The organism is Actinoplanes sp. NPDC004185 (assembly GCF_053603475.1).
In genome coordinates, this window is the sequence record NZ_JBSGFR010000034.1 from 79,682 (window position 1) to 102,759 (window position 23,078).

27 protein-coding genes and 3 pseudogenes are annotated in these 23,078 nt (G+C 72.5%); 15 read left to right on the forward strand and 15 right to left on the reverse strand.

Going from position 1 to position 23,078, the window contains the following annotated elements:
• Positions 1 to 26: 26 nt before the first annotated feature.
• Positions 27 to 1,460 (forward strand): annotated as a pseudogene (locus ACWEOZ_RS30355) (sensor histidine kinase); the annotation flags it as partial.
• Positions 1,461 to 1,487: 27 nt separating this feature from the next.
• Here ACWEOZ_RS30355 and ACWEOZ_RS30360 read toward each other — a convergent pair.
• From ACWEOZ_RS30360 to ACWEOZ_RS30375, 4 genes are all read right to left on the reverse strand, one after another.
• A complete protein-coding gene (locus tag ACWEOZ_RS30360) occupies positions 1,488 to 2,078 on the reverse strand; it encodes a dihydrofolate reductase family protein (RefSeq protein ID WP_451914078.1) in 591 nt (196 codons plus the stop codon).
• 57 nt (positions 2,079 to 2,135) lie between these two features.
• Positions 2,136 to 2,804 carry a hypothetical protein gene (locus ACWEOZ_RS30365; RefSeq protein WP_451914079.1) on the reverse strand — a complete coding sequence of 223 codons (669 nt, stop codon included), beginning with the start codon at positions 2,802 to 2,804 and terminating at the stop codon, positions 2,136 to 2,138.
• 144 nt (positions 2,805 to 2,948) lie between these two features.
• Positions 2,949 to 4,064, reverse strand: a complete 1,116-nt coding sequence (locus ACWEOZ_RS30370) for an SPFH domain-containing protein (protein ID WP_451914080.1) — start codon at positions 4,062 to 4,064, stop codon at positions 2,949 to 2,951.
• Positions 4,065 to 4,099: 35 nt separating this feature from the next.
• Positions 4,100 to 4,549, reverse strand: a complete 450-nt coding sequence (locus ACWEOZ_RS30375) for an NfeD family protein (protein WP_451914081.1) — start codon at positions 4,547 to 4,549, stop codon at positions 4,100 to 4,102.
• Positions 4,550 to 4,669: 120 nt separating this feature from the next.
• On the opposite strand from ACWEOZ_RS30375, the gene ACWEOZ_RS30380 reads away from it, so the two are divergent.
• Positions 4,670 to 5,980 carry a serine hydrolase domain-containing protein gene (locus tag ACWEOZ_RS30380; protein ID WP_451914082.1) on the forward strand — a complete coding sequence of 437 codons (1,311 nt, stop codon included), beginning with the start codon at positions 4,670 to 4,672 and terminating at the stop codon, positions 5,978 to 5,980.
• Here the strand turns inward: ACWEOZ_RS30380 and ACWEOZ_RS30385 are convergent.
• Positions 5,952 to 6,596 carry an isocitrate lyase/phosphoenolpyruvate mutase family protein gene (locus ACWEOZ_RS30385; RefSeq protein WP_451914083.1) on the reverse strand — a complete coding sequence of 215 codons (645 nt, stop codon included), beginning with the start codon at positions 6,594 to 6,596 and terminating at the stop codon, positions 5,952 to 5,954. The two genes, ACWEOZ_RS30380 and ACWEOZ_RS30385, sit on opposite strands and share 29 nt — an antisense overlap.
• A 70-nt stretch (positions 6,597 to 6,666) precedes the next feature.
• Here ACWEOZ_RS30385 and ACWEOZ_RS30390 point away from each other — a divergent pair, with 70 nt between their 5' ends.
• Together ACWEOZ_RS30390 and ACWEOZ_RS30395 are read left to right on the forward strand one after the other, a co-directional pair.
• Positions 6,667 to 7,281 carry a hypothetical protein gene (locus tag ACWEOZ_RS30390; RefSeq protein ID WP_451914084.1) on the forward strand — a complete coding sequence of 205 codons (615 nt, stop codon included), beginning with the start codon at positions 6,667 to 6,669 and terminating at the stop codon, positions 7,279 to 7,281.
• Complete coding sequence (locus tag ACWEOZ_RS30395; RefSeq protein ID WP_451914085.1) at positions 7,197 to 7,412, forward strand: ArsR/SmtB family transcription factor; 216 nt, start codon at positions 7,197 to 7,199, stop codon at positions 7,410 to 7,412. The genes ACWEOZ_RS30390 and ACWEOZ_RS30395 overlap by 85 nt, the downstream gene beginning before the upstream one ends.
• On the opposite strand, the gene ACWEOZ_RS30400 is transcribed toward ACWEOZ_RS30395, so the two are convergent.
• Complete coding sequence (locus ACWEOZ_RS30400) at positions 7,396 to 8,199, reverse strand: DUF3097 domain-containing protein (protein ID WP_451914086.1); 804 nt, start codon at positions 8,197 to 8,199, stop codon at positions 7,396 to 7,398. The genes ACWEOZ_RS30395 and ACWEOZ_RS30400 overlap by 17 nt on opposite strands.
• An 89-nt stretch (positions 8,200 to 8,288) precedes the next feature.
• Here ACWEOZ_RS30400 and ACWEOZ_RS30405 point away from each other — a divergent pair, with 89 nt between their 5' ends.
• Positions 8,289 to 9,071 (forward strand): hypothetical protein, encoded by a 783-nt coding sequence (locus ACWEOZ_RS30405; protein WP_451914087.1) that lies wholly within the window; start codon positions 8,289 to 8,291, stop codon positions 9,069 to 9,071.
• Positions 9,064 to 9,567 carry an NUDIX domain-containing protein gene (locus ACWEOZ_RS30410; protein WP_451914088.1) on the forward strand — a complete coding sequence of 168 codons (504 nt, stop codon included), beginning with the start codon at positions 9,064 to 9,066 and terminating at the stop codon, positions 9,565 to 9,567. The genes ACWEOZ_RS30405 and ACWEOZ_RS30410 overlap by 8 nt, the downstream gene beginning before the upstream one ends.
• Positions 9,568 to 9,576: 9 nt before the next feature.
• Here the strand turns inward: ACWEOZ_RS30410 and ACWEOZ_RS30415 are convergent, their stop codons facing one another.
• A complete protein-coding gene (locus ACWEOZ_RS30415; RefSeq protein WP_451914106.1) occupies positions 9,577 to 10,071 on the reverse strand; it encodes an NUDIX domain-containing protein in 495 nt (164 codons plus the stop codon).
• A gap of 5 nt (positions 10,072 to 10,076) precedes the next feature.
• A complete protein-coding gene (locus ACWEOZ_RS30420) occupies positions 10,077 to 10,571 on the reverse strand; it encodes an NUDIX domain-containing protein (RefSeq protein WP_451914089.1) in 495 nt (164 codons plus the stop codon).
• Between the two features lie 89 nt (positions 10,572 to 10,660).
• Here ACWEOZ_RS30420 and ACWEOZ_RS30425 point away from each other — a divergent pair, with 89 nt between their 5' ends.
• Positions 10,661 to 11,392, forward strand: a complete 732-nt coding sequence (locus ACWEOZ_RS30425; protein WP_451914090.1) for a DUF7873 family protein — start codon at positions 10,661 to 10,663, stop codon at positions 11,390 to 11,392.
• A 25-nt stretch (positions 11,393 to 11,417) separates the two neighbouring features.
• A pseudogene (locus ACWEOZ_RS30430) lies at positions 11,418 to 11,515 on the forward strand.
• Between the two features lie 285 nt (positions 11,516 to 11,800).
• Here ACWEOZ_RS30430 and ACWEOZ_RS30435 read toward each other — a convergent pair.
• Positions 11,801 to 12,667 carry an SDR family NAD(P)-dependent oxidoreductase gene (locus tag ACWEOZ_RS30435; RefSeq protein ID WP_451914091.1) on the reverse strand — a complete coding sequence of 289 codons (867 nt, stop codon included), beginning with the start codon at positions 12,665 to 12,667 and terminating at the stop codon, positions 11,801 to 11,803.
• Positions 12,668 to 12,706: 39 nt separating this feature from the next.
• Here ACWEOZ_RS30435 and ACWEOZ_RS30440 point away from each other — a divergent pair, with 39 nt between their 5' ends.
• On the forward strand, positions 12,707 to 13,357 hold the full coding sequence (locus tag ACWEOZ_RS30440; RefSeq protein ID WP_451914092.1) for a TetR family transcriptional regulator: 651 nt from the start codon (positions 12,707 to 12,709) through the stop codon (positions 13,355 to 13,357).
• Here the strand turns inward: ACWEOZ_RS30440 and ACWEOZ_RS30445 are convergent.
• Both ACWEOZ_RS30445 and ACWEOZ_RS30450 read right to left on the reverse strand, forming a co-directional pair.
• Complete coding sequence (locus ACWEOZ_RS30445) at positions 13,320 to 14,072, reverse strand: alpha/beta fold hydrolase (RefSeq protein WP_451914093.1); 753 nt, start codon at positions 14,070 to 14,072, stop codon at positions 13,320 to 13,322. The genes ACWEOZ_RS30440 and ACWEOZ_RS30445 overlap by 38 nt on opposite strands.
• 274 nt (positions 14,073 to 14,346) lie before the next feature.
• Positions 14,347 to 15,387 (reverse strand): hypothetical protein, encoded by a 1,041-nt coding sequence (locus tag ACWEOZ_RS30450; protein WP_451914094.1) that lies wholly within the window; start codon positions 15,385 to 15,387, stop codon positions 14,347 to 14,349.
• A 164-nt stretch (positions 15,388 to 15,551) separates the two neighbouring features.
• Here ACWEOZ_RS30450 and ACWEOZ_RS30455 point away from each other — a divergent pair, with 164 nt between their 5' ends.
• Entirely contained in the window at positions 15,552 to 15,941 is a 390-nt protein-coding gene (locus ACWEOZ_RS30455) for a hypothetical protein (RefSeq protein ID WP_451914095.1), read from the forward strand.
• Positions 15,942 to 15,971: 30 nt separating this feature from the next.
• A complete protein-coding gene (locus ACWEOZ_RS30460) occupies positions 15,972 to 16,343 on the forward strand; it encodes a hypothetical protein (RefSeq protein WP_451914096.1) in 372 nt (123 codons plus the stop codon).
• 54 nt (positions 16,344 to 16,397) lie between these two features.
• Here ACWEOZ_RS30460 and ACWEOZ_RS30465 read toward each other — a convergent pair whose 3' ends face one another.
• The 4 genes from ACWEOZ_RS30465 to ACWEOZ_RS30480 all read right to left on the reverse strand — a co-directional run bounded on the left by ACWEOZ_RS30465 (position 16,398) and on the right by ACWEOZ_RS30480 (position 19,890).
• The gene (locus ACWEOZ_RS30465) at positions 16,398 to 17,177 is read right to left on the reverse strand and encodes an HAD-IIA family hydrolase (RefSeq protein ID WP_451914097.1); all 780 of its coding nucleotides are present in this window, start codon (positions 17,175 to 17,177) and stop codon (positions 16,398 to 16,400) included.
• A gap of 85 nt (positions 17,178 to 17,262) precedes the next feature.
• Entirely contained in the window at positions 17,263 to 18,291 is a 1,029-nt protein-coding gene (locus ACWEOZ_RS30470; protein WP_451914098.1) for a ferrochelatase, read from the reverse strand.
• 54 nt (positions 18,292 to 18,345) lie between these two features.
• The gene (gene fabI, locus ACWEOZ_RS30475) at positions 18,346 to 19,113 is read right to left on the reverse strand and encodes an enoyl-ACP reductase FabI (protein WP_451914099.1); all 768 of its coding nucleotides are present in this window, start codon (positions 19,111 to 19,113) and stop codon (positions 18,346 to 18,348) included.
• Between the two features lie 72 nt (positions 19,114 to 19,185).
• Positions 19,186 to 19,890, reverse strand: coding sequence for a beta-ketoacyl-ACP reductase (locus ACWEOZ_RS30480; protein WP_451914100.1), 705 nt, complete (start codon positions 19,888 to 19,890; stop codon positions 19,186 to 19,188).
• A gap of 152 nt (positions 19,891 to 20,042) precedes the next feature.
• Here ACWEOZ_RS30480 and ACWEOZ_RS30485 point away from each other — a divergent pair, with 152 nt between their 5' ends.
• The 4 genes and pseudogenes from ACWEOZ_RS30485 to ACWEOZ_RS30500 all read left to right on the forward strand — a co-directional run.
• The gene (locus ACWEOZ_RS30485; RefSeq protein WP_451914101.1) at positions 20,043 to 21,239 is read left to right on the forward strand and encodes a histidine kinase; all 1,197 of its coding nucleotides are present in this window, start codon (positions 20,043 to 20,045) and stop codon (positions 21,237 to 21,239) included.
• Complete coding sequence (locus ACWEOZ_RS30490; protein WP_451914102.1) at positions 21,240 to 21,896, forward strand: response regulator; 657 nt, start codon at positions 21,240 to 21,242, stop codon at positions 21,894 to 21,896.
• Between the two features lie 74 nt (positions 21,897 to 21,970).
• Entirely contained in the window at positions 21,971 to 22,810 is an 840-nt protein-coding gene (locus ACWEOZ_RS30495) for an alpha/beta hydrolase (RefSeq protein WP_451914103.1), read from the forward strand.
• Positions 22,807 to 23,078: pseudogene (locus ACWEOZ_RS30500) on the forward strand (hypothetical protein); the annotation flags it as partial. The gene ACWEOZ_RS30495 and the pseudogene ACWEOZ_RS30500, both read left to right, overlap by 4 nt.

A 23,078-nucleotide genomic window follows, 5' to 3' on the forward strand; every position in this document is an offset into this window, starting at 1 on the left:
GATGGTTCGCGTCGGTGCTGGTGGCAATGGTCGTGCTGGTGCTCGCCGGCGCGGTCGTCGGAGCGCAGGCACTGTCGCGCACGGCGACGGTCTCGAACCATCTGAGCGATCGGGTGTCCCCGGCGCGGACCGCGGTGGTCGAGTTCGGCGCGGCGCTGGTCAACCAGGAGATCGGCGTCCGCGGCTACCTGTTGAGTGGACAAAGGCAGTTTCTGGAGCCGTATCAGCAGGGCATCGCCGCCGAGCAGGCGGCCGTCGCCCGGATGCGGCAGCTGTTGAGCACCGAGCCGCGCGCGCTGGCCGACCTGGCCGATGCCGTGGAGCAGGCCCATCGATGGCGCACCACCGTGGCCGACCCGCTGATCGCCCGCCATCAGGACAGCGCCGCGCCGGCGCCCATGACGGTGGTGATGCAGAGCAGGACCGCCTTCGAAGAAGTCCGGGCCCGCGTCGCCGTCCTGGACCGCCGTCTGATCGAGATCAGGCAGGACGGCCGGGCTGCCCTCGATCAGTCACGCCAGGTCCGCAATGGTGTCTTCGTCTTCCTCGCGGCCGTCCTGCTCGCCTTCCTCGTGCTGATCGCCGTCCTGCTGCGCGTGGTGGTGCTCCGGCCGCTGATCCAGCTGAGCCGGGCAGTGCGACGCGTCGCCGGAGGAGACTTCGACCACCACCTCACCCCCGCAGGCCCCGCCGACCTGGCCCGGCTCGGTCAGGACGTCGAGGCGATGCGGCGGCGCCTGGTCGACGGGCTGGTCACCAGCCAACTCGCCCGTGAACAGCTCGAACAGCAGCAACGGGAACTGCAGAGGTCCAACGCGGACCTGGAACAATTCGCCTACGTCGCCTCGCACGACCTGCAGGAGCCGCTCCGCAAGGTCGCCTCGTTCTGTCAGCTGCTGCAGCGGCGCTACGCCGGCGCGCTCGACGAGCGGGCCCAGCAGTACATCGGCTTCGCGGTCGACGGCGCGTCGCGCATGCAGAGCCTGATCAACGACCTGCTCGCCTTCTCCCGCATCGGCCGGGTGCACAAGGCCGTCCAACCGGTCGACCTGAATCAGACCGTCGCGCAGGCGGAGGAGAGCCTTGCTCTGGCCATCGCCGAGTGCGGCGCCCGGGTCGTCCGGCCCACCCTGCCCATCGTCCCCGGCGACGCCACGCTCCTGACCATGCTCTGGCAGAACCTGATCGGGAACGCGATCAAATTCCGCCGGCCGGGGCAGGCGCCACTGATCCACATCACCGCCGGGGCCGACGACGGCGTCTGGACGTTCGCCGTCGAGGACAACGGCATCGGGATCGATCCCGAGTTCGCCGGCAAGATCTTCGTCATCTTCCAGCGGCTGCATCCGCGGGACAGCTACCCGGGCACCGGCATCGGCCTGGCCATGTGCAAGAAGATCGTCGAGCATCACGGCGGTGAGATCACCCTGGACTCGTCCTACCAGCAGGGCGCTCGCCTGGTGTTCACCCTGTCCGGGGAGGGCCCGTCAGTCGACCCGGTAGGTCAGGTGGGTGGCGTGCGGCGAGACCCGGACGTGGATCTGGCGCAGAGTGCGCGGGCTGACCCCGGCGTCGAACAGCGGCGTGCCACCGCCCAGCAGCACGGGTGAGAGGTGCAGGCGCAGCTCGTCGACCGCGTCGGCCGCCAGCGCACCCCGGATGACCTGGGCGCCGCCCATGACCACCACGTCGCGTTCCTCGGCCATCGCGCGGGCCGTGCTGATCGCGCTGCGCACGCCGTCCACGACGAAAGTGAACCGGTCGGCCAGCCGTACCGTTTCGGGTGGTCTGCGGGTCACCACCAGGACCGGCGGCACCGCGGCCAGGCCCGCGCCGTAGCCGACCTCGTCGTTCCAGCCGTGCGGGCCGTCGACGACGTCGAACAGGTGGCGGCCCATGACCACCGCGCCGGTGGCGTCGGTGGCCGACGCCAGCACCTCGCGGTCCACCGGGTCGGCGCTGAAGGCCCAGGTGTGCAGGCCCTCACCGCCCAGGCCCAGGCCGTTGTCAGGGCCGGGGTCCGGCCCGGTCACATATCCGTCGAGCGACACCGAGATGTCGGCGACCACCTTGCCCATGTGCACTCCCCGGCTCGTCGTGGTTTCGAGCCGAGCATGCCACCGGGGTACGACGGATCAGGCCGGCGGGATGAGCCGGGAGCCGGTCCAGGCCAGGCCCATGCCGGCGGCCAGCAGCAGCAGCGCTCCGACGGTGGGCAGCGGGCGCATCGCGTGCGAACCGGCACCGATCGACACCGCCGCGAGCATCAGCAGCACGCCGTCGGCCGGGTTGACCAGCTTGGAGCGGAAGACCGCCCAGCCCAGCAGCAGCCAGCCGGTGCCGGTCACGGCCGCCGCGACCAGCGAGGCGGTGTGCACCTGGGCGGCGCTGAGGCCGATGCCGTCCGGGCCGGTGCCGGCCGGCAGCGCGGCCAGCGGCAGCAGCATGATGAAGCCGGCCATGGCGATGAGCAGCCCGGCGACGGCCGAGCGGCGGGTGCGGGAACCGGCCAGCAGCCCGGCGAGGCCGATCATCGCGATGGCGCAGAACCAACCGGCCGCCAGCTTGAGCAGCAGCGGTCCGGGCGCGGCGGAGATGCCCAGAGTGGACCAGCCGTAGAGGGCCGCCCCGATCGGCAGGGCCCAGAGCGAGACACGCGAATAGCGGCGCACCGACCAGATCCAGACGGCTTCGCGCACCGGCAGGTGATGCTCCGCGGCGGCACCCGGCCCCGCGGCACCGACCCAGGCCGGCGCCACTCGCAGCGGCCGTCCACTGGCAGTCTGGTTCTGACTAATGCTCATGGCTCATGGCTCCGCCTCGTGGTGGGCTCACAGCCGAGCGGCCCGGGGGTACCGGTCGGAATCCTCGGTCAGCATGGCAAAACCCCGCGCACAGGCGCGGGGTTTTGCGTTATTCGCTCCGATCTTGCACCGCCGGGGCGGACCTCAGGCGCGTTCGGGCTCTCCCACGCCGTTGTAGTCGGCACCGCCGAGCGCCGCCGACGGCGGCATCGTGGACGGGGCCGGCAGGCCCCGCGGACCGTTGTCGCCGGAGACCTGCGCCTCGGCCGCACGGACCTGGGCGTTCACGGCGGCGGCCTCCTTGGCCGCCTCCTCGGCGGCCTCGGCGGCCTCCCGTTCGACCGCGGCCGCGTCGACCTTGCCCGTCGGCAGGTCGCCGACCATGTTGGCCAGTCCGCCCAGCGCGCCGCCCATGCCCTCCAGGGCCCGGGTCAGCTCGGTCGGCACGATCCAGACCTTGTTGGCCGAGCCGTTGGCGATCTGCGGCAGGGCCTGCAGGTACTGGTAGGCCAGCACCTTCTGGCTCGGGTTGGCCTCGTGGATCGCGTGGAACACCGTCCGGATGGCCTTGGCCTGACCCTCGGCGGTCAGGATCCGGGCCTGCCGGTCGCCGTCGGCCCGCAGCACCGCGGACTGCTTGTCACCCTCGGCCGTGAGGATCTGCGACTGCTTGACACCCTCGGCGGTCAGGATCGCGGCCCGGCGGTCCCGCTCGGCGCGCATCTGCTTCTCCATGGAGTCGCGGATGCTCGGCGGCGGCTCGATGGCCTTGATCTCGACCCGGGTGACCTTGACGCCCCAGCGGCCGGTGGTCTCGTCGAGCACTCCGGACAGGTGCCGGTTGATCTCCTCGCGGCTGGTCAGGGCCCGCTCCAGGTCGAGCGAGCCGATGACGTTACGCAGGGTGGTGACGGTCAGCTGCTCGATGGCCTGGAGGAAGTTCGCGATCTCGTACGTCGCCCGCACCGGGTCGACGACCTTGAAGTAGAGCACCGTGTCGATCGAGACCACCAGGTTGTCCGAGGTGATCACCGGCTGCGGCGGGAAGCTGACGACGTTCTCCCGCATGTCCACCTTGGTGCGGACCGTGTCGATGAACGGCACCAGCAGGTTGAGCCCCGGGGACAGGGTGCGCTTGTACTTACCCAGCCGCTCCACGACATCGTGCCGCTGCTGCGGGACGATGCGGACCGACCGAACCAGCGTGATAACCGCAAAAAGGGCGATCACGAAGATGAGTACACCGATAGCAACTTCCATGGCGTCCTCTTTTCTCTTGTATGTGTGACGTCTGCTCAGAGATTCGGATGTTCGTCGCGCCACACGATCGCCGTGGCGCCCTTCACTTTGATGACCCGGACCCGGTCGCCGGGCGCGTACTTCTCGTCGCCGTCGAAGGAGCGCGCCGTCCAGAGCTCGCCGTCGATCTTCACGAGCCCGTGGTCGGCCGTCACCTCCTCGAGCACCGTCGCCTGCGAGCCCTCGATGGCCTCGATGCCGAAGGGCGTGTCGCCGGTCTCCGAGGCGGATTTCGCGTGCCGCATGATGATGGGCCGGATCGCGGCGACGGAGAGACCGGAGACGATGGCGAACACGATGGCCTGCAGCAGCACGGGGGCGCCGAGAGCCGCCGCACCGGCCGCGGCGAGAGCGCCGACGGCGAAGAAGATGACGAGGAAAGTCGCGGTGAAGGCCTCGGCGATCGCGAGGGCGATGGCGAGGACGATCCAGAGAACGCTTTCCATACCCAGATCGTGACACGTCCGCGCTCGCACGGCGACGTCGCGTCACGTCGGGTTCTTCCGTAGCCAGATCGGCGCCGTTCAGTTAAACCTTGGACCGTCCCCGCCCGAGAGAGGCCCACCGTGTCCCTGCTGCCGGAAACCGGCCGACGCGTCACCGGGATCGTCGCCCGCGCGCAGTCCGCGGGCCGCGCGCCGTCCGTGGCGCTGGCGGTCGTACGCGACCGCTCGCTGCTGCATTTCACCGGCGCCGGGGAGACCCCGCCGCCCGACCCCAAGACCCAGTACCGGCTCGGCTCGATCACCAAGACGCTGACCGCCACCATGGTGATGCAGCTGCGCGACGAGGGCTTCTTCGCCCTCGACGACCTGCTGTACCGGCACCTGCCGGGCACCTCGGTGGGCGGGCTGACGCTGCGTCAGCTGCTCGGGCACGTCTCCGGCCTGCAACGCGAGCCGGACGGGCCCTGGTGGGAGCGCAGCGCCGGCGGCGACGTCGACCAGTTGCTGGCCGAGCTGGCCGACAAGGTCGCCGGGCCGCCGTTCCGGACCTACCACTACTCCAACCTGGCCTACGGGCTGCTCGGTGCGGTGCTGCAGCGCGTCACCGGGGAGTCCTGGACCGACCTGGTCGGCAAGCGGGTGCTCGACCCGCTGGGCATGAAGCGGACCACGTACGCGCCGGTCGAGCCGTACGCCCGCGGTTACGTCGTGCACGAGCTGGACGACAGCCTGCACGAGGAGCCCCGGCTGGACGCGGGCGCGATGGCCCCGGCCGGGCAGCTCTGGTCGACGGTGACCGACATGGCCAAGTGGGCGGCGTTCCTGGCCGATCCCGCCCCGGCCGTGCTGAGCCGGGAGACCGTCGACGAGATGTGCACGCCGGTGGTCATGCAGGACGACACCTGGACCGCCGGGCACGGCCTGGGCCCGGAGCTGATGCGCGTCGGCGAGCGGGTGTACGTCGGCCACGGCGGCTCGATGCCCGGCTACAACTCCCAGCTGGCCGTGCACCGGCCCAGCCGCACCGGCGTGATCGCCTTCGCCAACTCGTACGGCCTGCGCGGCACCAGCATCCGGGCGCTGGCCCTGGAGGTGCTGACCACGGTGCTGGACCACGAGCCGGTGCCGGCCGAGCCGTGGCGCCCCGCGCCCCCGGCCGATCCCGATGTCGCCCAGGTGTGCGGCCGCTGGTGGTGGATGGGCCGCGAGTACGAGGTGCTCGCCGACGGCCCGGCTCTGGTGATGCGACAGGTGACCGCGCCGGAGAAGGAGCCGTGGCGGTTCGTCCGGGAGTCGCGGGACCGCTGGCGGGGCACGGCCGGCATGAACACCGGCGAGGTGCTGACCGTGCTGCGCGGCCCGGACGGCGCGGCCGAGCGGCTCGACATCGCCACCTTCGTGTTCAGCCGCGACCCGATGCACCTGGCGTGAGCAGGGCGTTGAGCGTCCCGTAGTCGGCCGCGCCGGTCAGCTCGCCGTAGCCGCCGTCGCCCAGGGCCGCCGCCGCCACCCGGGCGACCAGCCCGTACGCGGCCTGGGCGACCGACGAGCCCAGGCTGATCCGGGCCACGCCGAGCGCGGCCAGCTCGGCCGGGCCGGGCGCGCCGGGTCCGGCCATCACGTTGACCGGGGCGTCGATCCGGTCGACCAGGGCGGCGACGGTCGCCGGATCGGTCACCCCGGGCACGAAGATCCCGTCGGCGGCGATCCGGTCGGGCTCGGCGGTGGCGCCGTCCTCGATGTTGACGCCCACGGCACCCGCGGCGTGGATCCGCCGTACCGTTTCCGCCACGTCGCCGTACCCCTTCTCGATGTCGGCGGTCACCGGCACCGACACCACCGCGGTGATCCGCGCGACCGCCGCGACGGCGGCGGACGCGTCCAGGGCGTCGCCGTCCGGCGCGCCCAGGCTCCAGGCCACTCCGGCGCTGGTGGTGGCCACGGCGGCCGCACCGGCGGCCTCGACCAGGCGGGCGCTCGCGGCGTCCCAGGCGTTGACGAGGATCAGCGGTCTGCCGGGCACGTGCCGGTCACGGAAGTCGGTCATGCGGTCAGTGTCGGCGGGCCGGGCCGGCCGCGATAATGATTCAGCTGGAGCTGAAACGTCGGGGGTCCGCATGGTGGCGATCGGGCTGTCGGCCGGTGCCGTGGCACGCATCCGCTTCGCCGTGTCCTGCCTGTGGGAGGTCGTCGCCGCGGTCCGGGTGCTGCGCGATCCGGGGAGCCACGCGGTCCACCTGCCCTGGGTGCGCCGGGTCGTCGTGCCGCGTGAAACGCTGCTGTGGGAGCTGGTGCCGCGCGAACCGGCGTACCTGCCGGATTTTCTGACGCCCCCGCCCGCGGGCCTGACCCCCGAGCTGGGCGCGGAGCTCGCCCGGCTGCGGGCGACGCCCGCCGCGGCGGTCCGTGAGCACCTCGACCTGTACGGCCACCGCCCGCCCGCCGTGCGCGAGCTGTACGCCGACCCCGCCACCGGCCTGGCCCGCCTGTGCACCGATATAAAGGCGTTCTGGCACACCGCCGTCGCCCCCGACTGGCCCCGGATCCAGCTGCTGCTGGACGGCGAGATCCGCAGCTGGCCTACCCGGCCCGGGGCGTCGCCACGCTGTGGGAGCCACGCCGGCCGAGCACGGACGCGCTGGGCGCGGTGCTGGGCCGGGGCCGCACCCGGCTGCTGCTCGAGCTGGACGCGCCCAGCTCCACCACCGAGCTGGCCCGGCGCACCGGCATGACCGCCGGTGGGGTCTCCCAGCACCTGAGCGTCCTGCGGGCGGCCGGGCTGGTCGTCGCGCACCGGCGGGGCCGCAGCGTGCTCAACGTGCGTACGGCGCTGGCCGAGGCCCTGCTCAGCTCGGCTCGGTGACGAAGTCGATGAGCCGTTCCATCGCGTTGATCAGTGGCGTCTCCACGTCCTTGTAGCTGTTCACGCTGCTGAGGATGCGCCGCCACATCTCGTACGGCTCGGCGATGCCGACGGCCCGGCAGACGCCCTCCTTCCACGGCTGCCCGGGCGGGATCACCGGCCACGCCTTCAGCCCGACCCGCTCCGGCTTCACCGCCTGCCACACGTCGATGTACGGATGCCCGGTGATGAGCACGTTGGGGTCCGTGACCGCGGCCACGATCCGGCTCTCCTTGGACCCGGCGACGAGGTGGTCGACCAGCACACCGACCCGGCGGCCACGGGCCGGCCGGAACTCCCGGACCGCGCCGGCCAGGTCGTCGATGCCGTCCAGCGGTTCCACCACCACGCCCTCGATGCGCAGGTCGTCGCCCCAGATCCGCTCGACCAGGGCGGCGTCGTGCACGCCCTCGACCCAGATCCGGCTGGCCTTGGCGACCTGGGCGCGTACCCCCGCGACCGCGACCGATCCGGAGGCCGTGCGCTGCCGGGCCGGGGGCGCCGCCCGGGCCGCCGGCCGGCGCAGGGTCACGACCTGGCCCTCCAGCAGGAACGCGGCCGGCTCCAGCGGAAAATTGCGACGCTTGCCACGCCGGTCCTCCAGCACGACGGCACCCAGCTCGAAGCCGACGACCGCACCGCAGAAGCCGGAGTCGACGTCCTCGACGACCAGGTCAGGCTCGGCGTCCACCTCGGGCACCACCTTGCGGCGCCGCCAGTTGCCGGACAGCACATCCTCCCCATACATGTCAGGCACGTTAAACCCTGCGGACGGACACGCCGCTTCCGACGCTCCGGCCGAGACAAGCCAGGCGGACGGCACGTACCCTTGCTCGCATGTCCCCCGCAGCAGATGCGGCGACACTCACGGCCCGCCGGTCCACCCGGTTCGTGGCCTGGGTACGCGCCTGGCGGGCCGGCCTCGTCCCGTTCGACGAGCTGGCCGACGAGATCGCCGGCGACGAGGAGCACCTCGTCGCCGATGCCCCCGGCACGTGGACCGACGTGCCGCTGAGCAACGCGCTGCCCGCGTTCGCCAAGCTGCACCCCGACGACATCCGGCTGGTGCTGCCGGCCCCGGGCGACCCGCGCGGGCTGCCCGGCCCGGGCGAGCTCACCGGCGCGGCGCTGCTGGCCGGCGAGGCCGTGGTGACGCCGTCGTTCGGGGTGGTGCCCGAGCTGCGCCGGCACACCTCCGGCTCGGGCGTGGAGTTCGAGACCGTGCTGTGGCGCTTCTACCCGGTGCCGGCGTTCAAGCCGACGTTCCAGATGGGCTCGGCCGAGGCCGAGATCGAGCTGACCGCGGCGCTGACCGAGGCCACGACCCAGCTGACCCGGCTCGATGTCGCGCAATGGCGCCCCGAGCTGGCCGGCGCGCTGCAGGCCCTGCGCCGCCCGGAGAGCACCGCGACGCTGCCGCCGGGCTTCGACCCGCGCTCGCGGCGGCTGTTCGCCCGGGCCAGCATCCTCGACCAGGTCCTGGCGCTGGCCGAGCACAACGCCCCCGGCGGCGCGGTGAACGGCTACGAGGCGCAGCAGCGCGACGCGGCGCTGCGCCCGCTGACCACGGCCTGCCGGCAGGCGCTGGTCGCGGCCTGCAACGCCCCGCTGCATGCCTGACAGATACGCGCACTGCACCTTCTGCGGGGCGCGCTTCGTGCCGGAGCAGCCCTGGCCGCGCCGCTGCGGCGCCTGCGGCGAGACCAGCTACCTGAATCCGAAACCGGTCGCCGTCGCGGTGCAGCCGGTCGGCGGCGGCCTGCTGGTCGTGCGCCGGGGCATCCCGCCGGCCCGCGACACCCTGGCCCTGCCGGGCGGCTTCATCGAGACGGGCGAGACCTGGCAGCAGGCGGCGTCGCGCGAGCTGCGCGAGGAGGCCGGCCTCCAGACCGACCCCGGGACGGTACGCCTGTACGACACGATCAGCGCCCCGGACGGCACCCTGTTGATCTTCGGCCTGCTCCCGGCGCTGTCCTCGGAGGACGAGCTGCCGCCCGTGGTGCCCAACGAGGAGGCCCTGGGCCGGGAGGTGCTGCACAGCCCGCAGGCGCTGGGCTTCGACCTGCACACGCAGGTCGCCGACCGCTACTTCGCCCAGGTCGCCGCGGGCATGTAGCGGCCGGGCTCAGTCCAGCGCGAACGTGCCCTTCGTCTCGAACGCCGCCAGGTCGTGCAGGGCCCGGATCACCAGGCCGCCCGAGCCCTCCGGCAACGCCTCCGGGGCGAACCAGCCCGCGTCCACGCTCTCGTCGGTCACCCGCTCCAGCTCGCCGTCGTAGCCGTCGACCCGGCACATCAGGGAGATGTACTGGTAGCTGTGCCCGTACGGGTTCGGGTACCAGTCGCGGGCCCGGGTGTAGAGGCCGAACGGGGTGACGTCCCGCGCCACCAGGCCGGCTTCCTCGCGTACCTCCCGGACCGCGCACTCGCGCAGGGTCTCGCCCAGCTCCATCGTGCCGCCGGGCAGGGCCCAGGTGCGGTCGTCGGAGCGCTGGATCAGCAGGATCCGGCCGTCCGGGTCGCGGACGACGCCGTGCGCGCCGATCGAGATCAGCACGCGGTCGTCGCCCGCGAGCGTGCGCAGGCCACCGATGTACGACTCTTCCCAGGACAGTCCCACTGTCGTCACTCCAAGGTGAAGGTGCCCGCAGTCTCGAATGCCGCGAGGTCGGTCAGGGTACGCCGGACACCCTCACGCAACGGCTCGGGCAGCGCGCCGGGCGGGAACCAGCCGGCGTCCGTGGTCTCGTCCGTGGCCCGCACCAGCTCCCCCTCGTACGCGTCGATCCGCGCCGTCATGGTGATGTGCTGGTACGTGTGCCCGTACATGTCGGGACCCCGCTCCGGGGACCGGGTGTAGACCGCGAACGGGGTGAGCTCGCGGACCTCCAGGCCGGTCTCCTCCCGTACCTCGCGCACCGCGCAGTCGCGCAGCGACTCGCCGAGCTCCATCATCCCGGCGGGCAGCGCCCAGGTCCCGTTGTCGGCCCGGCGGACCAGCAGCACCCGGCCGGTCTCGTCGCGCAGCACGCAGCGGGAGCCGACACTGATCAGGGTGCGGCCGTTGCCGGCCAGGGCCCGCAGCTGCCCGAAGTAGGACTCGTCCCATGACAGTGCCATGCGACCACCCTGCCAGACGCGGTCCGGCGGAAACCGGTCGGCGGGCCCGGTCTCCCGGTGCTACCTTTCCGGCGCCGAAAGGGGTCATCGTGGCGAAGCTGAATCAGATCATCGCCGTGGAGAAGGGCGTCAAGAGCAAGGCGTTCGCCGATCTGAGCGACGCCCACCACGCCGTGCAGAAGACCGGACCGCTCGCCGGCATCTCCCGGACGTACCAGCCGAAGGACGAGGAGGGCGAGCAGCTGCCCGCCGAGTCGACGCGGGTGCAGATCAAGGCGGAGGACATCCTGCGCGACGTCGCCGGCACCCTGACCCGGCTGTTCGACGTCACCGCGACCAAGGACCTGACGAACTGCGTGGCGCGCGCCGACGTGGTCGTCGACGGGCGGACCATCGCCGCCCAGGTGCCGGTGACGTATCTGCTGTTCCTGGAGAAGCAGCTCGTCGACCTGCACACGTTCGTCAAGAAGCTGCCGGTGCTCGACGCCGCCGAGTCCTGGGTGCGCGACGACTCCACGGACAGCTGGCGCACCGAGCCGGTGCGGACCAACCGCACCAAGAAGGTGCCGCGCAACCACGTCAAGGCCGAGGCCACCGACAAGCATCCGGCGCAGGTCGAGGTGTACTACGAGGATGTCACCGTCGGCTACTGGACCACGGTGAAGTTCTCGGGCGCGCTGCCGGCCAAGCGGGTCAACGAGATTCTCGAACGCGTGCTGACACTGCAGACCGCGGTCAAGTTTGCGCGCGAGGAGGCCAACAACACCGAGGTGACCGACCAGCGGGTCGGCGCGGCGGTTTTCGGCTATCTGTTCGGGTAGCCGCCCTTGATTCCCCCGTGGGAGCGCGGGGGTGCGCCGGAGTTTCCGGCGTGAAGCTGACAGCTGAGGCTGAAACTGATCACACCGGTCCCGGTGCGGGTTCGAGTCCCGCCCCCCGCACCAGCACGCGAGGGTAGCCCAACTGGCAGAGGCAGCCGGTCAGAAGCTCAGATTCTCGCTCCAATGTCAGCATTCTCCACCGATCACCGGATCGACCGGGCAGGGACGAGGACAGCGGATGCCGGTTCAAGTCCGGTCCGCCGCGCTCCGAGCGGCGGTAGTTTAAAGGCAAAACCCGTTGTTGTGAGAATGATGCCTGCTCTTAAAAGTGCCGGTGTGTGCAATTCGGTGGCAAACAGAGGCCCGGGGATTGGCCATATCCCCGGGCCTCGTCACGACCGGCCGGCGTCAGCCGCGGGTGGCCGGCAGCTCCGCCGGGTACGGCTGACCGAAATCCGCCGACCGGCTCACGCCCTGCCAGGCGGTCGCCTCCTCGATCTGGCGCCGGGAGTAGTCCAGCGCCATCTCGCTCGCGTTCACCCCGAGCGGCAGGTGGGTGGGGGCGTCGCCGCTCTTGACCGTCCGCACGATGATCTCCGCGGCCCGGTCGGGATCGCCGGCCGCGCCACTCGCACCGGCCCGGACCCGGCGGTGCATGGCCCCGATGGTGGCGTCGTAGCCGGCCGGGATGGTGTCGACGGACATCGAGGAACCGGCCCAGTCGGTGGCGAAGCCGCTGGGCTCGACGACCAGCACCTTGATGCCGAACGGCGCGGTCTCGGCGGCGAGCACCCGGCTGAAGCCGTCGACGGCGAACTTGGCCGCCTGGTAGCTGGCGATGCCGGGCGAGCCGCCGACCCGGCCGCCGATCGAGGAGAACTGCACGACCGTGCCGCCGCCCTGGGCCCGCAGCGGCGCGATGACCGCCCGGGAGACGTGGTAGACACCCCAGAAGTTGGTCTCGAACTGGGTGCGGAAGTCGGCCTCGGTGCCGGTCTCGATGGGCGCCACGTTGGCGTAGCCGGCGTTGTTGACGACCACGTCGAGGCGGCCGTAGCGGGCGATCGCCGCGGCGACGGCCGCGTCCACCTGAGCGGCGTCGGTGACGTCGAGGGGCAGGGTGAGGATGCGGTCGCCGTACTTGTCGGTGAGGTCGGCCAGCTGCTCGGGCCGGCGGGCGGTGGCGACCACCTGGTCGCCGGCTTCCAGGGCGGCCACGACGAGGGCGCGGCCGAGTCCGCGGGAGGATCCGGTGATGAACCATGTCTGCGTCATGGCTTTAACAAAACACGGTTGCGTTAAGATTGGCCAGTGATGAGCACCTCATTCCAGCGAGCCCGCTCCACCGCCGCCAAGGAGCAGCGCGAGGCGGCCATCCTGGCCGCCGCGACCGAGCTCGGCGCCCGGCACGGCATCCGCCAGGTGACGCTCACCGACATCGCCGAGGCGGTGGGCATGCACAAGTCCGCCCTGCTGCGCTATTTCGAGACCCGCGAGCAGATCTTCCTCAAGCTCACCGCGGCCGGCTGGCGGGACTGGTCGCCGGCGTTGTGCGCGACGTTGCGGGAGTGCCCGCCCCAGCCCGCCGCGGTGGCCGGCGTGCTGACCGGCAGCCTGGTGGAGCGGCCGATGTTCTGCGACCTGCTCGCCCAGGCCCCGCTCAACCTGGAGCGCAACGTGTCCCTCGAGTCAGTGCGCGCGTTCAAGCTCGTCACCCTCACCGAGGTGGAGGCGATCCGCGCGGAGCTGCACCCGCTGCTCGGGCTCACCGAGGAGCAGAGCGTCGACGTCATCGCGACGGCGACCAGCATGGCCGGGGCGCTGTGGCAGATGGCCACGCCCGGCCCCGAGGTCAGTGCCCTCTACCGCGAGGACCCGCGGCTGGCGCACGCCGTCGTCGAGGTCGGCCCGCGGCTGACCCGGGTGCTCACCGCTCTGCTGACAGGAATGCGTCCAGCAGCGTGACCAGGCGCACCGGGGTCTCGTCCATGGCGTAGTGCCCGGCGTTGGCCAGCACCTCCAGCCGGGCGTTCGGGTAGTGGGCCAGCCAGGTCCCCCGCATCGCCGCCTCGCCCAGAGCCGGGTCGTGCTCGCCGGCGATCACCAGCACCGGCACCGGACTGCCGGCGATCTCGGCGCTGAAGTCGGTCCGCGCCCAGGCCGGCAGGTACGCGGCGAAAGCCTTGGCGTCGGAGCCGTCCAGCGAGGCCCGCACCATCCGGTCCAGCCAGCTGCCCGCGAGCCGGTTGCCGGTGGTGAGATCGATGATGGCCCGCCGGTTGGCCGGCGACTCGGCGGCCCCGCTGAACAGCGCCCAGCCCTGCTCGTCGAAGGGCACGCCACTCGCGGGCACCGGGCTGACGCCGACCAGCCGCTCGACCCGGTCCGGCGCGTCGGCCAGCACCCGCTGCGCCACGATGCCGCCCATCGAGTGCCCGACCAGCGAGAACCGGTCCCAGCCGAGCTCGTCGGCCACCGCCAGCACATCGGCGGCGGCCTCCGCGATCGTGTACGCGCCCGGGACGTCCCGGCGCTCGCCGTAGCCACGCAGCTCGGGGAAGGCGTACGTGAAGCGCGAGCCGTCGATCAGCTCGGGCAGGCCACCCCACCCCCGGGCCGAGCCGAACCAGCCGTGCAACGCCAGAACGTGAACAGGTCCACTACCGACAGTCAAAACCATGCCCGCATTGTGCCCAGCCCGGCCGCGGAAGCCCAGCACCGCCCGAGTCGGATTTCGGCCCGGGTGCGCCGCCTCGCCTTCGCCTCCTCGCCGGCCAAGGAGAGGGACCACGACGAAGCGGCCTGACAATGAGACCGCTGAGCGCCTCTACCGACGGCACGGCTTCCGGCCCACCGATGAGAGCCAGCCCTATCCCCACAACCCGGATCCGCGCGAGCGCGTCATGACCCGCCGTACCGCCGGCGAGCCACAGTGGGCGCAGGCCTAGATCCGGTCAGCCGTTCCGGATTTCCGGGGTGCAGTTCTCCCGGCGGGGCGTGTCGCGCCACAGGCAGGTCTGCACGGTGACCGGCTGCCCGCCGATGGTGGTGGCCACCGCCGGGGTGTGCACGTAGCCCCGCTCGGTCACCGCCAGCGGCGCCGGGCAGTTGTGCCACTGCCCGTCCCCGGCCCGCCAGCGGATGCGGGCGCCGCCGGAGTGCGGGTCGTGGTCGTCCGAGCCGGCCCGGCCCCAGTAGTACGTGCGGCCCTGGTGGCGGGCGTAGCGGGCCGAGCCGTTCATCTGGTCGAAGTCCAGCGTGGGGCTCAGCCGGGTGGCGAGGTCGTCGTCGAAGAACCGGGGTGTGTCGACGATGACGTCGTCGGCGACGGTGTCCGCGCGGCAGGCGGCCTCCCCGGCCGGCTCGTCGGCGCGGTTGGCGACGACCAGCCCGGCCGCGGCGAGCGCCAGGACCAGCAGGACGACGCCGGCCAGCACGACCCGGCGGCGCCCCGGACGGCGGGTGGTGAAGGTGGCGTCGATGATGACCGGCTCGTCGCGGAGCTCCGGATCGTCGGCGGTCCGGGCCGGCTCGGCACGCTGCGGGATGCCGGCACCGCGCGAGGCGGGCAGCAGGCTCGGCGCCCGCCGGTCGGCCTCCTCCGCGGCCTCCACGAGAGCGCCGACATGGGCGCAGGCGACGGTGAGCCGCTCGGCGTCGGCCTCGTCGAAGGGCACCCGCGCGATGAGGTGGGCCGCCCGCGCGACCGCGGTGACGAGGACCGGTTGGGTGAGGTAGCGCAGGTCTCCGGCGAGGACGCCCGCGACGATGTCCTTGTCCACCGAGACGCCGGGAGCCAGGCGCCCGGTGCGGATCACCTCGGCCAAGTGGCGCAGGGACCCCGGCCGGCGCCGGCGGCGTGGCGGTGGCGATCCCGGCGGCGGGGCGTACACGCCGTCGCGGGTCGCGTTCGCGGCTGCCGCCTCGAGGCTCGAGGCCAGCAGCCGAGCGGCGTCGTGAGCTTCTTTCCACCATGGCGCCAGCGGTTCCGGCACGGACGTCCTCCCCCGGGAATCGACGGCGTTCATTGTGCCAGCAGCCCCTTATCTGTCTGCGGGGGACAGAAACGCGCTGGTCAGGAACAGATGGACGTTCCACCCGGCGATCCGACTGTCCAGCATGGAGGGCGCCCGGAACCTTCCACCGTGAGGAGCTCTCTGTGTTCGTGAAACGTCTCGTCGGCGCCGCTGTCGCCGCGGCCCTGGCCATCCCGCTCCTCCTGAGCGGCGCGACCCCCGCGCAGGCCGCCCCGACCAGCGTCTACGGCATCTACAACTCGGGATCGGTCGGCATCGGCGTGCTGCAGAGCTGGCGGACGACCGGGTCCAACTACGACCGGATCCTGGCCTCGGGCGCCTGGACCGACGTCAGCTTCGACTGGGATCACGCCGGCGGCGTCTACATCGGCTCCGGCTACTGCGCCCAGCGGTACACCTCAGCCACCGGCGAGCCCGGCACCTGGAACCGGGCCGGCGGTGACTTCCGAGGACCCAACCGGTTCCGGCTGGCCGGCAACTACTACGTGCAGATCTACCCGTACCACTGCTGACCGCCCACCACCGACCCCAAGGACGTACCCATGCGAAAGATCATCATCGCCGCCCTGCTGGCGGTCACAGCCGCCCTGACCGGCGCCGCGCCCGCGCAGGCGGCCAGCACAGCCAAAGCCATCCTGAACGGCAGCAGTGTCGGCATCGGCGTGCTCTACGACTACCGCTCCTCGGGATACGACGAGGTCCTGCCGTCCGGGGCGTACACCACCAGCCTCGGCTGGCCGCACGCCGGCGGCGTCTACATCGGCTCGGGCTACTGCGCCCAGCGGTGGACGTGGAACGAGTCGCAGGGCAAGTGGATCCGGGCCGGCAGCGACTGGACGGCCGGCAACCACGCCGTCACCAGCGGCATCGTCAAGATCGTGGCCTACCGGATGCGGTCTTCCACGGCCTGCTGATCGCCGGCCGCGGCCGCTCCCGTACGCGGGAGCGGCCGTGCCGTGCGCCCAGCCTCAGATCTCGGCGATCAGATCGGCGACGCTGTCCACGATCCGCGACGGCCGGTACGGATAGCGCTCGCTCTCCGCCCGCGTGCTGATCCCGGTCAGCACCAGGATCGTCTCCAGCCCCGCCTCCAGGCCGCACAGCACATCGGTGTCCATCCGGTCGCCGATCATCGCCGTGCTCTCGCTGTGCCCGCCGATCACGTTCAGCGCCGAGCGCATCATCATCGGGTTCGGCTTGCCCACGAAGTACGGGTCGACGCCGGTCGCCTTGGAGATCATCGCGGCCACCGAGCCGGCCGCCGGCAGGGCGCCCTCGTTCGACGGCCCGGTCGGGTCCGGATTGGTGCAGATGAACCGGGCACCGTCGTTGATCAGGCGGACCGCCTTGGTGATCGCCTCGAAGCTGTACGTGCGGGTCTCGCCGAGCACCACGTAGTCCGGCGCGTAGTCGGTCAGCACGTAACCGACGGCGTGCATCGCCGTGGTCAGGCCGGCCTCGCCGATCACGTATGCCGTGCCGCCCGGGCGCTGGTCGGCCAGGAACTGCGCGGTGGCCAGCGCCGCCGTCCAGATCGACTGCTCGGGCACGTCGAACCCCATCCGGGCCAGCCGGGCCTGCAGGTCACGAGGGGTGTAGATGGAGTTGTTGGTGAGGATGAGGAAGGGCTTGCCGGACTCCTTCATCCGGTTGACGAACTCGGGCGCACCCGGGACCGGCTCGCCCTCGTGGACGAGGACCCCGTCCATGTCGGTGAGCCAGCTCTCGACAGCCTTGCGCTCGGTCATGCCGTGCTTCCCTTCGTCATGCCCTTCTGGCCCTCACCGTCACGGCCGTCGGCAACGAACGCTCGGCGAGGTTCGGTGCAGGCGGTCATGACAGTCCTCGGCGTTGCGGGGGCGGGCAGCAGTCGGCCGGGCACTGGTCCCAGACCGGCAGCGTACCGAGCCGTTCCCGGGCGACACCGTTGGTCCGCTCCTCGACCAGCTCACGGACCATCGTGACGAACCGGGGGTCGGTGCCGGGAGTGGCCGCGCGGGCGTAGCCCAGGCCGAGCTCAGCGGCGGTGTCCCGGGCCTCGTTGTCCAGGTCCCAGAGCACTTCCAGGTGGTCCGAGACGAAGCCGATCGGGCTGACCACCACGTCGGTGACGTCCTTCGCGGCCAGCGCGGTCAGGTGGTCGTTGATGTCCGGCTCCAGCCAGGGCACCTGCGGCGGGCCGGACCGGCTCTGCCAGACCAGGTCCCAGGGCAGGTCCGGCGCGGCGGCGGCGTGCACCAGCGCGGCGGTCTCGTGCAGCTGGGCCTCGTAGCGGCCGCCGTCGGGACCGGCGGTCCTGGCCATCGACGCCGGGATGGAGTGGGCGGTGAAGACCAGCCGGGTGCTGGCCCGGCGGGCCGGGTCGAGCTGGGCCAGGGCGGTGGTGACCGCGTCGGCGTGCGGCGCGACGAAGCCCGGGTGGTCGTGGAACTGGCGCAGCTTGGCCACGGCCGGCGCGCCCGGGCCGACCTTCGCGCGGGCCTGGGCGATGTCCTCCCAGTACTGCTTGCAGGAGGAGTAGCCGCCGTACGCGCTGGTGGCGAAGCCGAGCGCCGACGTGATGCCGTCGTCGCGCATCTGCGCCATGGTGTCGGCCAGCATCGGCTGCCAGTTGCGGTTGCCCCAGTACGTCGGCAGCGTGATGCCGTGCGCGCGGAAGTCCGCCGTCACCGCCGCGAGCAGGTCACGGCACTGCTGGTTGATCGGCGAGACCCCGCCGAAGTGGTAGTAGTGCTCGGCCACCTCGGCCAGACGTTCCTCGGGGATGCCCCGCCCGCGCGTCACGTTGCGCAGGAACGGCATCACATCGTCGGAGTGCTCGGGGCCACCGAAGGACAGCAGAAGGAACGCGTCGTACGCCACCGCTCCATACTCCCTCGCCCGGCGGGGTGGCCCACAGCCACCCCCGCCCCCTGCTCAGGCGCCGAGCGCGTGGTACCCGCCGTCGACGTGCACGATCTCGCCCGTAGTGGCCGGGAACCAGTCGGACAGCAGGGCACAGACCGCCCGCGCGGCCGGCTCCTGGTCGCTCAGGTCCCAGCCCAGCGGCGCGCGTTCGGCCCAGGCCTCCTCGAACTGCTCGAAGCCCGGGATCGACTTGGCGGCCATCGTGCGCAGCGGCCCGGCCGACACCAGGTTGCTGCGGATGCCCTGCTTGCCCAGGTGCAGGGCGAGGTAGCGGGAGGCCGACTCCAGGCCCGCCTTGGCCACGCCCATCCAGTCGTAGACCGGCCACGCCTTGGTCGCGTCGAAGGTCAGGCCGACGATGCTGCCACCCGGGCCCATCAGCGGCAGGCAGGCGGTGGCCAGCGACTTGTAGGAGTACGTCGACACCTGCAGCGCCGTGGCGACGTCCTCCCACGGGGCGTCCAGGAAGCCGCCACCCAGGCAGCTCTGCGGCGCGAACCCGATCGAGTGGACGACGCCGTCGAGCCCGTCGACGTGCTCACGCACCTTGTCGGCGATGCCGGCGAGCTGCTCCGGGCTGGTCACGTCCAGCTCGATGACCGGTGCCGGCTCGGGCAGGCGCTTGGCGATCCGCTCCACCAGCGACATGCGGCCGAAGCCGGTCAGCACGACCGTCGCGCCGTTCTCCTGGGCGATCTTCGCCACCGAGAACGCGATCGACGCGTCGGTGATGATGCCGGTGATGAGCAGCCGCTTGCCGGCGAGCAGTCCAGACACTTCGTTTTCTCCGTTTCGCAGAGCGGGGTGAGCTCAGTGGCCCTTGACCTGGGTTTTCCGCCGCGGGTGAACTCAGTGACCCATGCCGAGGCCGCCGTCGACCGGGATGACCGCGCCCGAGATGTACGCCGCGCCGTCGCCGGCGAGGAAGGTCACCGCCTGCGCGACCTCTCCCGGCGCCGCGAGCCGTCCGGCGGGGATCGCCTTGAGGATCTCCGCCTTGCGCGACTCGGACAGCACGTCGGTCATCTCGGTGTCGATGAAGCCCGGCGCGACCACGTTCGCCGTGATGTTACGGCTGCCCAGCTCACGGGTGATCGAGCGGGCCATGCCGACCAGCCCGGCCTTGCTGGCCGCGTAGTTGACCTGGCCCGGCCCGCCGTACAGGCCGACGACCGAGGAGATGAAGATGATCCGGCCCCACTTGGCCCGCAGCATCTTGCTGCTGGCCCGCTTGGCCACCCGGAACGAGCCGGTGAGGTTGGTGTCCAGCACCCGGCTGAACTGCTCCTCGCTCATCCGCAGCAGCAGCGTGTCGTCGGTGATGCCGGCGTTGGCCACCACCACCTCGACCGGGCCCAGCTCCTGCTCCACGGTGGTGAAGGCGGCGTCGACGGCGGCCGAGTCGGTGATGTCGCACTGGACCCCGAACAGCCCCTCGGGCGCGCCGCTGCCACGGTGCGTGACGGCGACCCGGTCGCCCTGCTCGGCGAAGGCCCGCGCGATGGCCAGGCCGATGCCGCGGTTACCTCCGGTCACCAACACGGTGCGGGCCACGCGTACTCCTTCGCTCGAGGAACAGACCGCTCGCAGACTAGGCGTTACCTGCTGGTAGGACGAAGCCCACCCCTTTGTCATACCTGAGGACGACACAGAGATCATCCCGCAGGGGCACGACGGGCCGGGGCCGGTCACCGTAGCCTGCCGGGATGGAACTGACCGGTCCCCTGCGCCGCGTGCTGCTGGGCCCGGACCGCCGGCAGCCGCCGGCCCGGACCCCGCGCCGGCCCTGGATCCGGCTGTACGGCGTCCCGGTGGCCCTGCTCGCCCTGGTCGGCCTGGCCGTGGTGAACGCCACCTACCTGCTCGACCACCGTGACCTCCACCGGTTCGTCGCCGGCGCCCTGGCGCTCTGGGCGGTGCTGCCGGTGGTGGTCGCCGTACGCCGCCCGCTGCTGGCCTGGCGCCTGGCCTATCCCCTGCTGTTCCTGGGCATCCTCGGCGCCACCCCGCAGGAGCCGTGGCCCTGGTCGCCGGTGCAGATCTTCGGCTTCCTGTTCGTGCTGGCCGCGCTGGTGCGCCACGAGGAGTCCGCCGTCATCGCCCTGGTGACCGCGCTGACCCTCGTGCCGGTGGTGGCGTTCGCCCCGCGCGACAACGTGTGGAGTGTCGTCATGCTCCTGGTGGCGATGGGCCTCGCCGGTGACCTGGTGTCCCGGCGCCGGCGCAGCCGCGCCGAGCTGAGCCGGCAGGCCGAGCTGACCGAGCTGGAGCAGGCCCGGCGGGCGGTGCTGGAGGAACGCGCCCGGATCGCCCGGGAGATGCACGACGTGGTGGCCCACCACATGTCGATGATCGCCGTCCAGGCGGAAACCGCGCCGTACCGGATCACCGGCCTGCCGGCGCCGGCCCTGGCCGAGTTCGGCACCATCGCGGCGGGCGCCCGGGAGGCGCTGGGCGACATGCGGCGGCTGCTCGGCGTGCTGCGCGCGGAGACCGACGAGTCGTTGCGCACGCCGCAGCCCGGGCTGTCCGACGTGGCGGCGCTGGTGGAGACCGCTCAGCGGGCCGGGGTCGAGGTCACCCTGGCCGAGGACGACGTCGCGGAGGTGCCGGAGGCGGTCGGGCTGGCGGCGTACAGGATCGTCCAGGAAGCCCTGGCCAACGCGGCCCGGCACGCGCCCGGCGGCCCGGTGCGGGTCTCGGTCCGCGGCACCGCCGACGCCCTGTGGGTGGAGGTCGGCAACGACCCGGGCGCGGCGCCGACCGCCGCGGCCGACGGTCCCGGGCACGGGCTGGTCGGGATGCGCGAACGGTCCGCCCTGCTCGGCGGCACACTCGAGGCCGGCCCCGGGCCGGACGGCGGCTACCGGGTCGCGGCCCGGCTGCCCCTGACGGAGGTCTGAATGATCCGGGTCCTGATCGCCGACGACCAGGCCATGGTCCGCGAGGGTTTCGGCGCGCTGCTGGCCGCCCAGCCCGACCTGCTCGTGGTCGGCAGCGCCCCGGACGGCGCCGCGGCGGTCGCGGCAGCCCGCCGGCTCGACCCGGACGTGGTGCTCATGGACGTCCGCATGCCGGTCATGGACGGCCTGGAGGCGACCCGCCGGCTGCTGACCCCGGGCGCGTCGGTCCGGGTGCTGATCCTGACCACCTTCGATCTCGACGACTACGTGTACGAGGCCCTGCGCGCCGGGGCCAGCGGCTTCCTGCTCAAGGACGCCCCCGCGGCGGATCTCGTGCACGCCGTCCGGGTCGTCGCGGCCGGTGAGGCCCTGCTGGCGCCCTCAGTGACCCGCCGGCTCATCGCCGAGTTCGCGGCCCGGCCCCAGGCCCGGCCACCGCGGCCCACGGCGCTGACCGGTCTGACGCCGCGCGAGACCGACGTGCTGCGGCTGATCGCCCGCGGCCGGTCCAACCAGGAGATAGCGGCGGAGCTCGTGGTCGCGGAGCAGACCGTGAAGACCCACGTGGGCCGCATCCTGGCCAAGCTCACCCTGCGCGACCGGGCCCAGGCGGTCGTCCTCGCGTACGAGTCAGGTCTGATCGCCGCCGGCGAGTAGCACCCCGGTAGGGCCTCGCAGTGCGCTCCGTGGGGTGACGCCCGGGACCGGGCCACCGCCGCAGGGTGCAGGTCATGCGGATCTCCCTGACTCTCCTGCTGTTGACCCTGGCCCTGCCGCTGCAGGCGGCACCGCCGGACCCCGCACCCGTCCAGGCCGGCGAGCCGTACGCGTCGTGGGCCCGCTCGGGCCGCCAGTTCCTCACCCTCGACCCGCGCGGCGACGGACGGGCCGTCGAGGTGCTCGGCGATCTGGCGAGCGCGGAACGGATCGCGGTGCTCGTCCCCGGCGTCGACACCCGGCTGCGCGACTTCGACCGCGGCCTGGGTGGCGTCTCCCGCCGAGCACCGGCCGTCCAGGCCCGCGCGCTGTACGCGGAACTGAAGGCCACCGCGCCCGGCACAAGGGTCGCCGTCGTCGCCTGGCTCGGCTACGACCCGCCGGAAGGACTGTCCCTGGACTCGGCCCGCGATCTGCGCGCCCGGGCCGGCGCCGAGGAGCTGACCGCCTTCGTGCAGGCGCTGCCGGCCCGGGCCGCGGTGACACTCATCGGCCACAGCTACGGCGCGCTGGTCGTGGGCCTGGCCGCGCCGCACCTGCCGCGCGTCGCCGACGTCGTCGCGCTGGGCGCACCGGGCATGGGCACGAACACGGCGGCCGGACTGGGCGGGGCCCGGGTGTGGTCGGCGCTCGCGGACACCGACTGGATCCGGCGGATACCGCAGCTGCGGGTGGGCCACCTGGGTCACGGCCGGCGGCCCTCGTCGCCCGCATTCGGCGCGCTGCCGTTGCCGACCGCCGGGGTGAGCGGCCACGACGGGTATCTGTGCCCGGGCTCGGCGACGCTGACCGCGGTGGCTTCCGTCGTGCTGCACCCCGCCGCCTCGCACTCCGCGACGGCGGGTGCGGCATGAGCGCGGCGCCGCGGGACCGGACCATCGACGCGGTCCGGGCGTACGCGATCGTCGGGGTGGTCGCCGGGCATTGGCTGGTCACCGGTCTGGTCCCGGGTCCGGACGGCGTGACGACCGCGAGCCCGCTGGCCGCGATGCCCGGGGCGGCGCCGGCGACGTGGCTGCTGCAGACGCTGGGGCTGCTCTTCTTCGCCGGCGGATACTCCGCCGCCTGCTCGACGCGCGCACGCCGGCCCGCCGCCGGCTCCACCGCAACACCCCGGCCCGC

Bases quoted from the DNA above. Each gene is read 5' to 3' on its own strand.
- ACWEOZ_RS30360 (WP_451914078.1), bottom strand. From the start codon at position 2,078: ATGGGCAAGGTGGTCGCCGACATCTCGGTGTCGCTCGACGGATATGTG.
- ACWEOZ_RS30385 (WP_451914083.1), bottom strand. From the start codon at position 6,596: ATGACCGACTTCCGTGACCGGCACGTGCCCGGCAGACCGCTGATCCTC.
- ACWEOZ_RS30435 (WP_451914091.1), bottom strand. From the start codon at position 12,667: ATGACGCAGACATGGTTCATCACCGGATCCTCCCGCGGACTCGGCCGC.
- ACWEOZ_RS30370 (WP_451914080.1), bottom strand. From the start codon at position 4,064: ATGGAAGTTGCTATCGGTGTACTCATCTTCGTGATCGCCCTTTTTGCG.
- ACWEOZ_RS30485 (WP_451914101.1), top strand. From the start codon at position 20,043: ATGGAACTGACCGGTCCCCTGCGCCGCGTGCTGCTGGGCCCGGACCGC.
- ACWEOZ_RS30445 (WP_451914093.1), bottom strand. From the start codon at position 14,072: ATGGTTTTGACTGTCGGTAGTGGACCTGTTCACGTTCTGGCGTTGCAC.
- ACWEOZ_RS30465 (WP_451914097.1), bottom strand. From the start codon at position 17,177: ATGACCGAGCGCAAGGCTGTCGAGAGCTGGCTCACCGACATGGACGGG.
- ACWEOZ_RS30420 (WP_451914089.1), bottom strand. From the start codon at position 10,571: ATGGCACTGTCATGGGACGAGTCCTACTTCGGGCAGCTGCGGGCCCTG.
- ACWEOZ_RS30490 (WP_451914102.1), top strand. From the start codon at position 21,240: ATGATCCGGGTCCTGATCGCCGACGACCAGGCCATGGTCCGCGAGGGT.
- ACWEOZ_RS30410 (WP_451914088.1), top strand. From the start codon at position 9,064: ATGCCTGACAGATACGCGCACTGCACCTTCTGCGGGGCGCGCTTCGTG.
- ACWEOZ_RS30400 (WP_451914086.1), bottom strand. From the start codon at position 8,199: ATGTATGGGGAGGATGTGCTGTCCGGCAACTGGCGGCGCCGCAAGGTG.
- ACWEOZ_RS30375 (WP_451914081.1), bottom strand. From the start codon at position 4,549: ATGGAAAGCGTTCTCTGGATCGTCCTCGCCATCGCCCTCGCGATCGCC.
- ACWEOZ_RS30390 (WP_451914084.1), top strand. From the start codon at position 6,667: ATGGTGGCGATCGGGCTGTCGGCCGGTGCCGTGGCACGCATCCGCTTC.
- ACWEOZ_RS30405 (WP_451914087.1), top strand. From the start codon at position 8,289: ATGTCCCCCGCAGCAGATGCGGCGACACTCACGGCCCGCCGGTCCACC.
- ACWEOZ_RS30365 (WP_451914079.1), bottom strand. From the start codon at position 2,804: ATGAGCATTAGTCAGAACCAGACTGCCAGTGGACGGCCGCTGCGAGTG.
- ACWEOZ_RS30460 (WP_451914096.1), top strand. From the start codon at position 15,972: ATGCGAAAGATCATCATCGCCGCCCTGCTGGCGGTCACAGCCGCCCTG.
- ACWEOZ_RS30440 (WP_451914092.1), top strand. From the start codon at position 12,707: ATGAGCACCTCATTCCAGCGAGCCCGCTCCACCGCCGCCAAGGAGCAG.
- ACWEOZ_RS30495 (WP_451914103.1), top strand. From the start codon at position 21,971: ATGCGGATCTCCCTGACTCTCCTGCTGTTGACCCTGGCCCTGCCGCTG.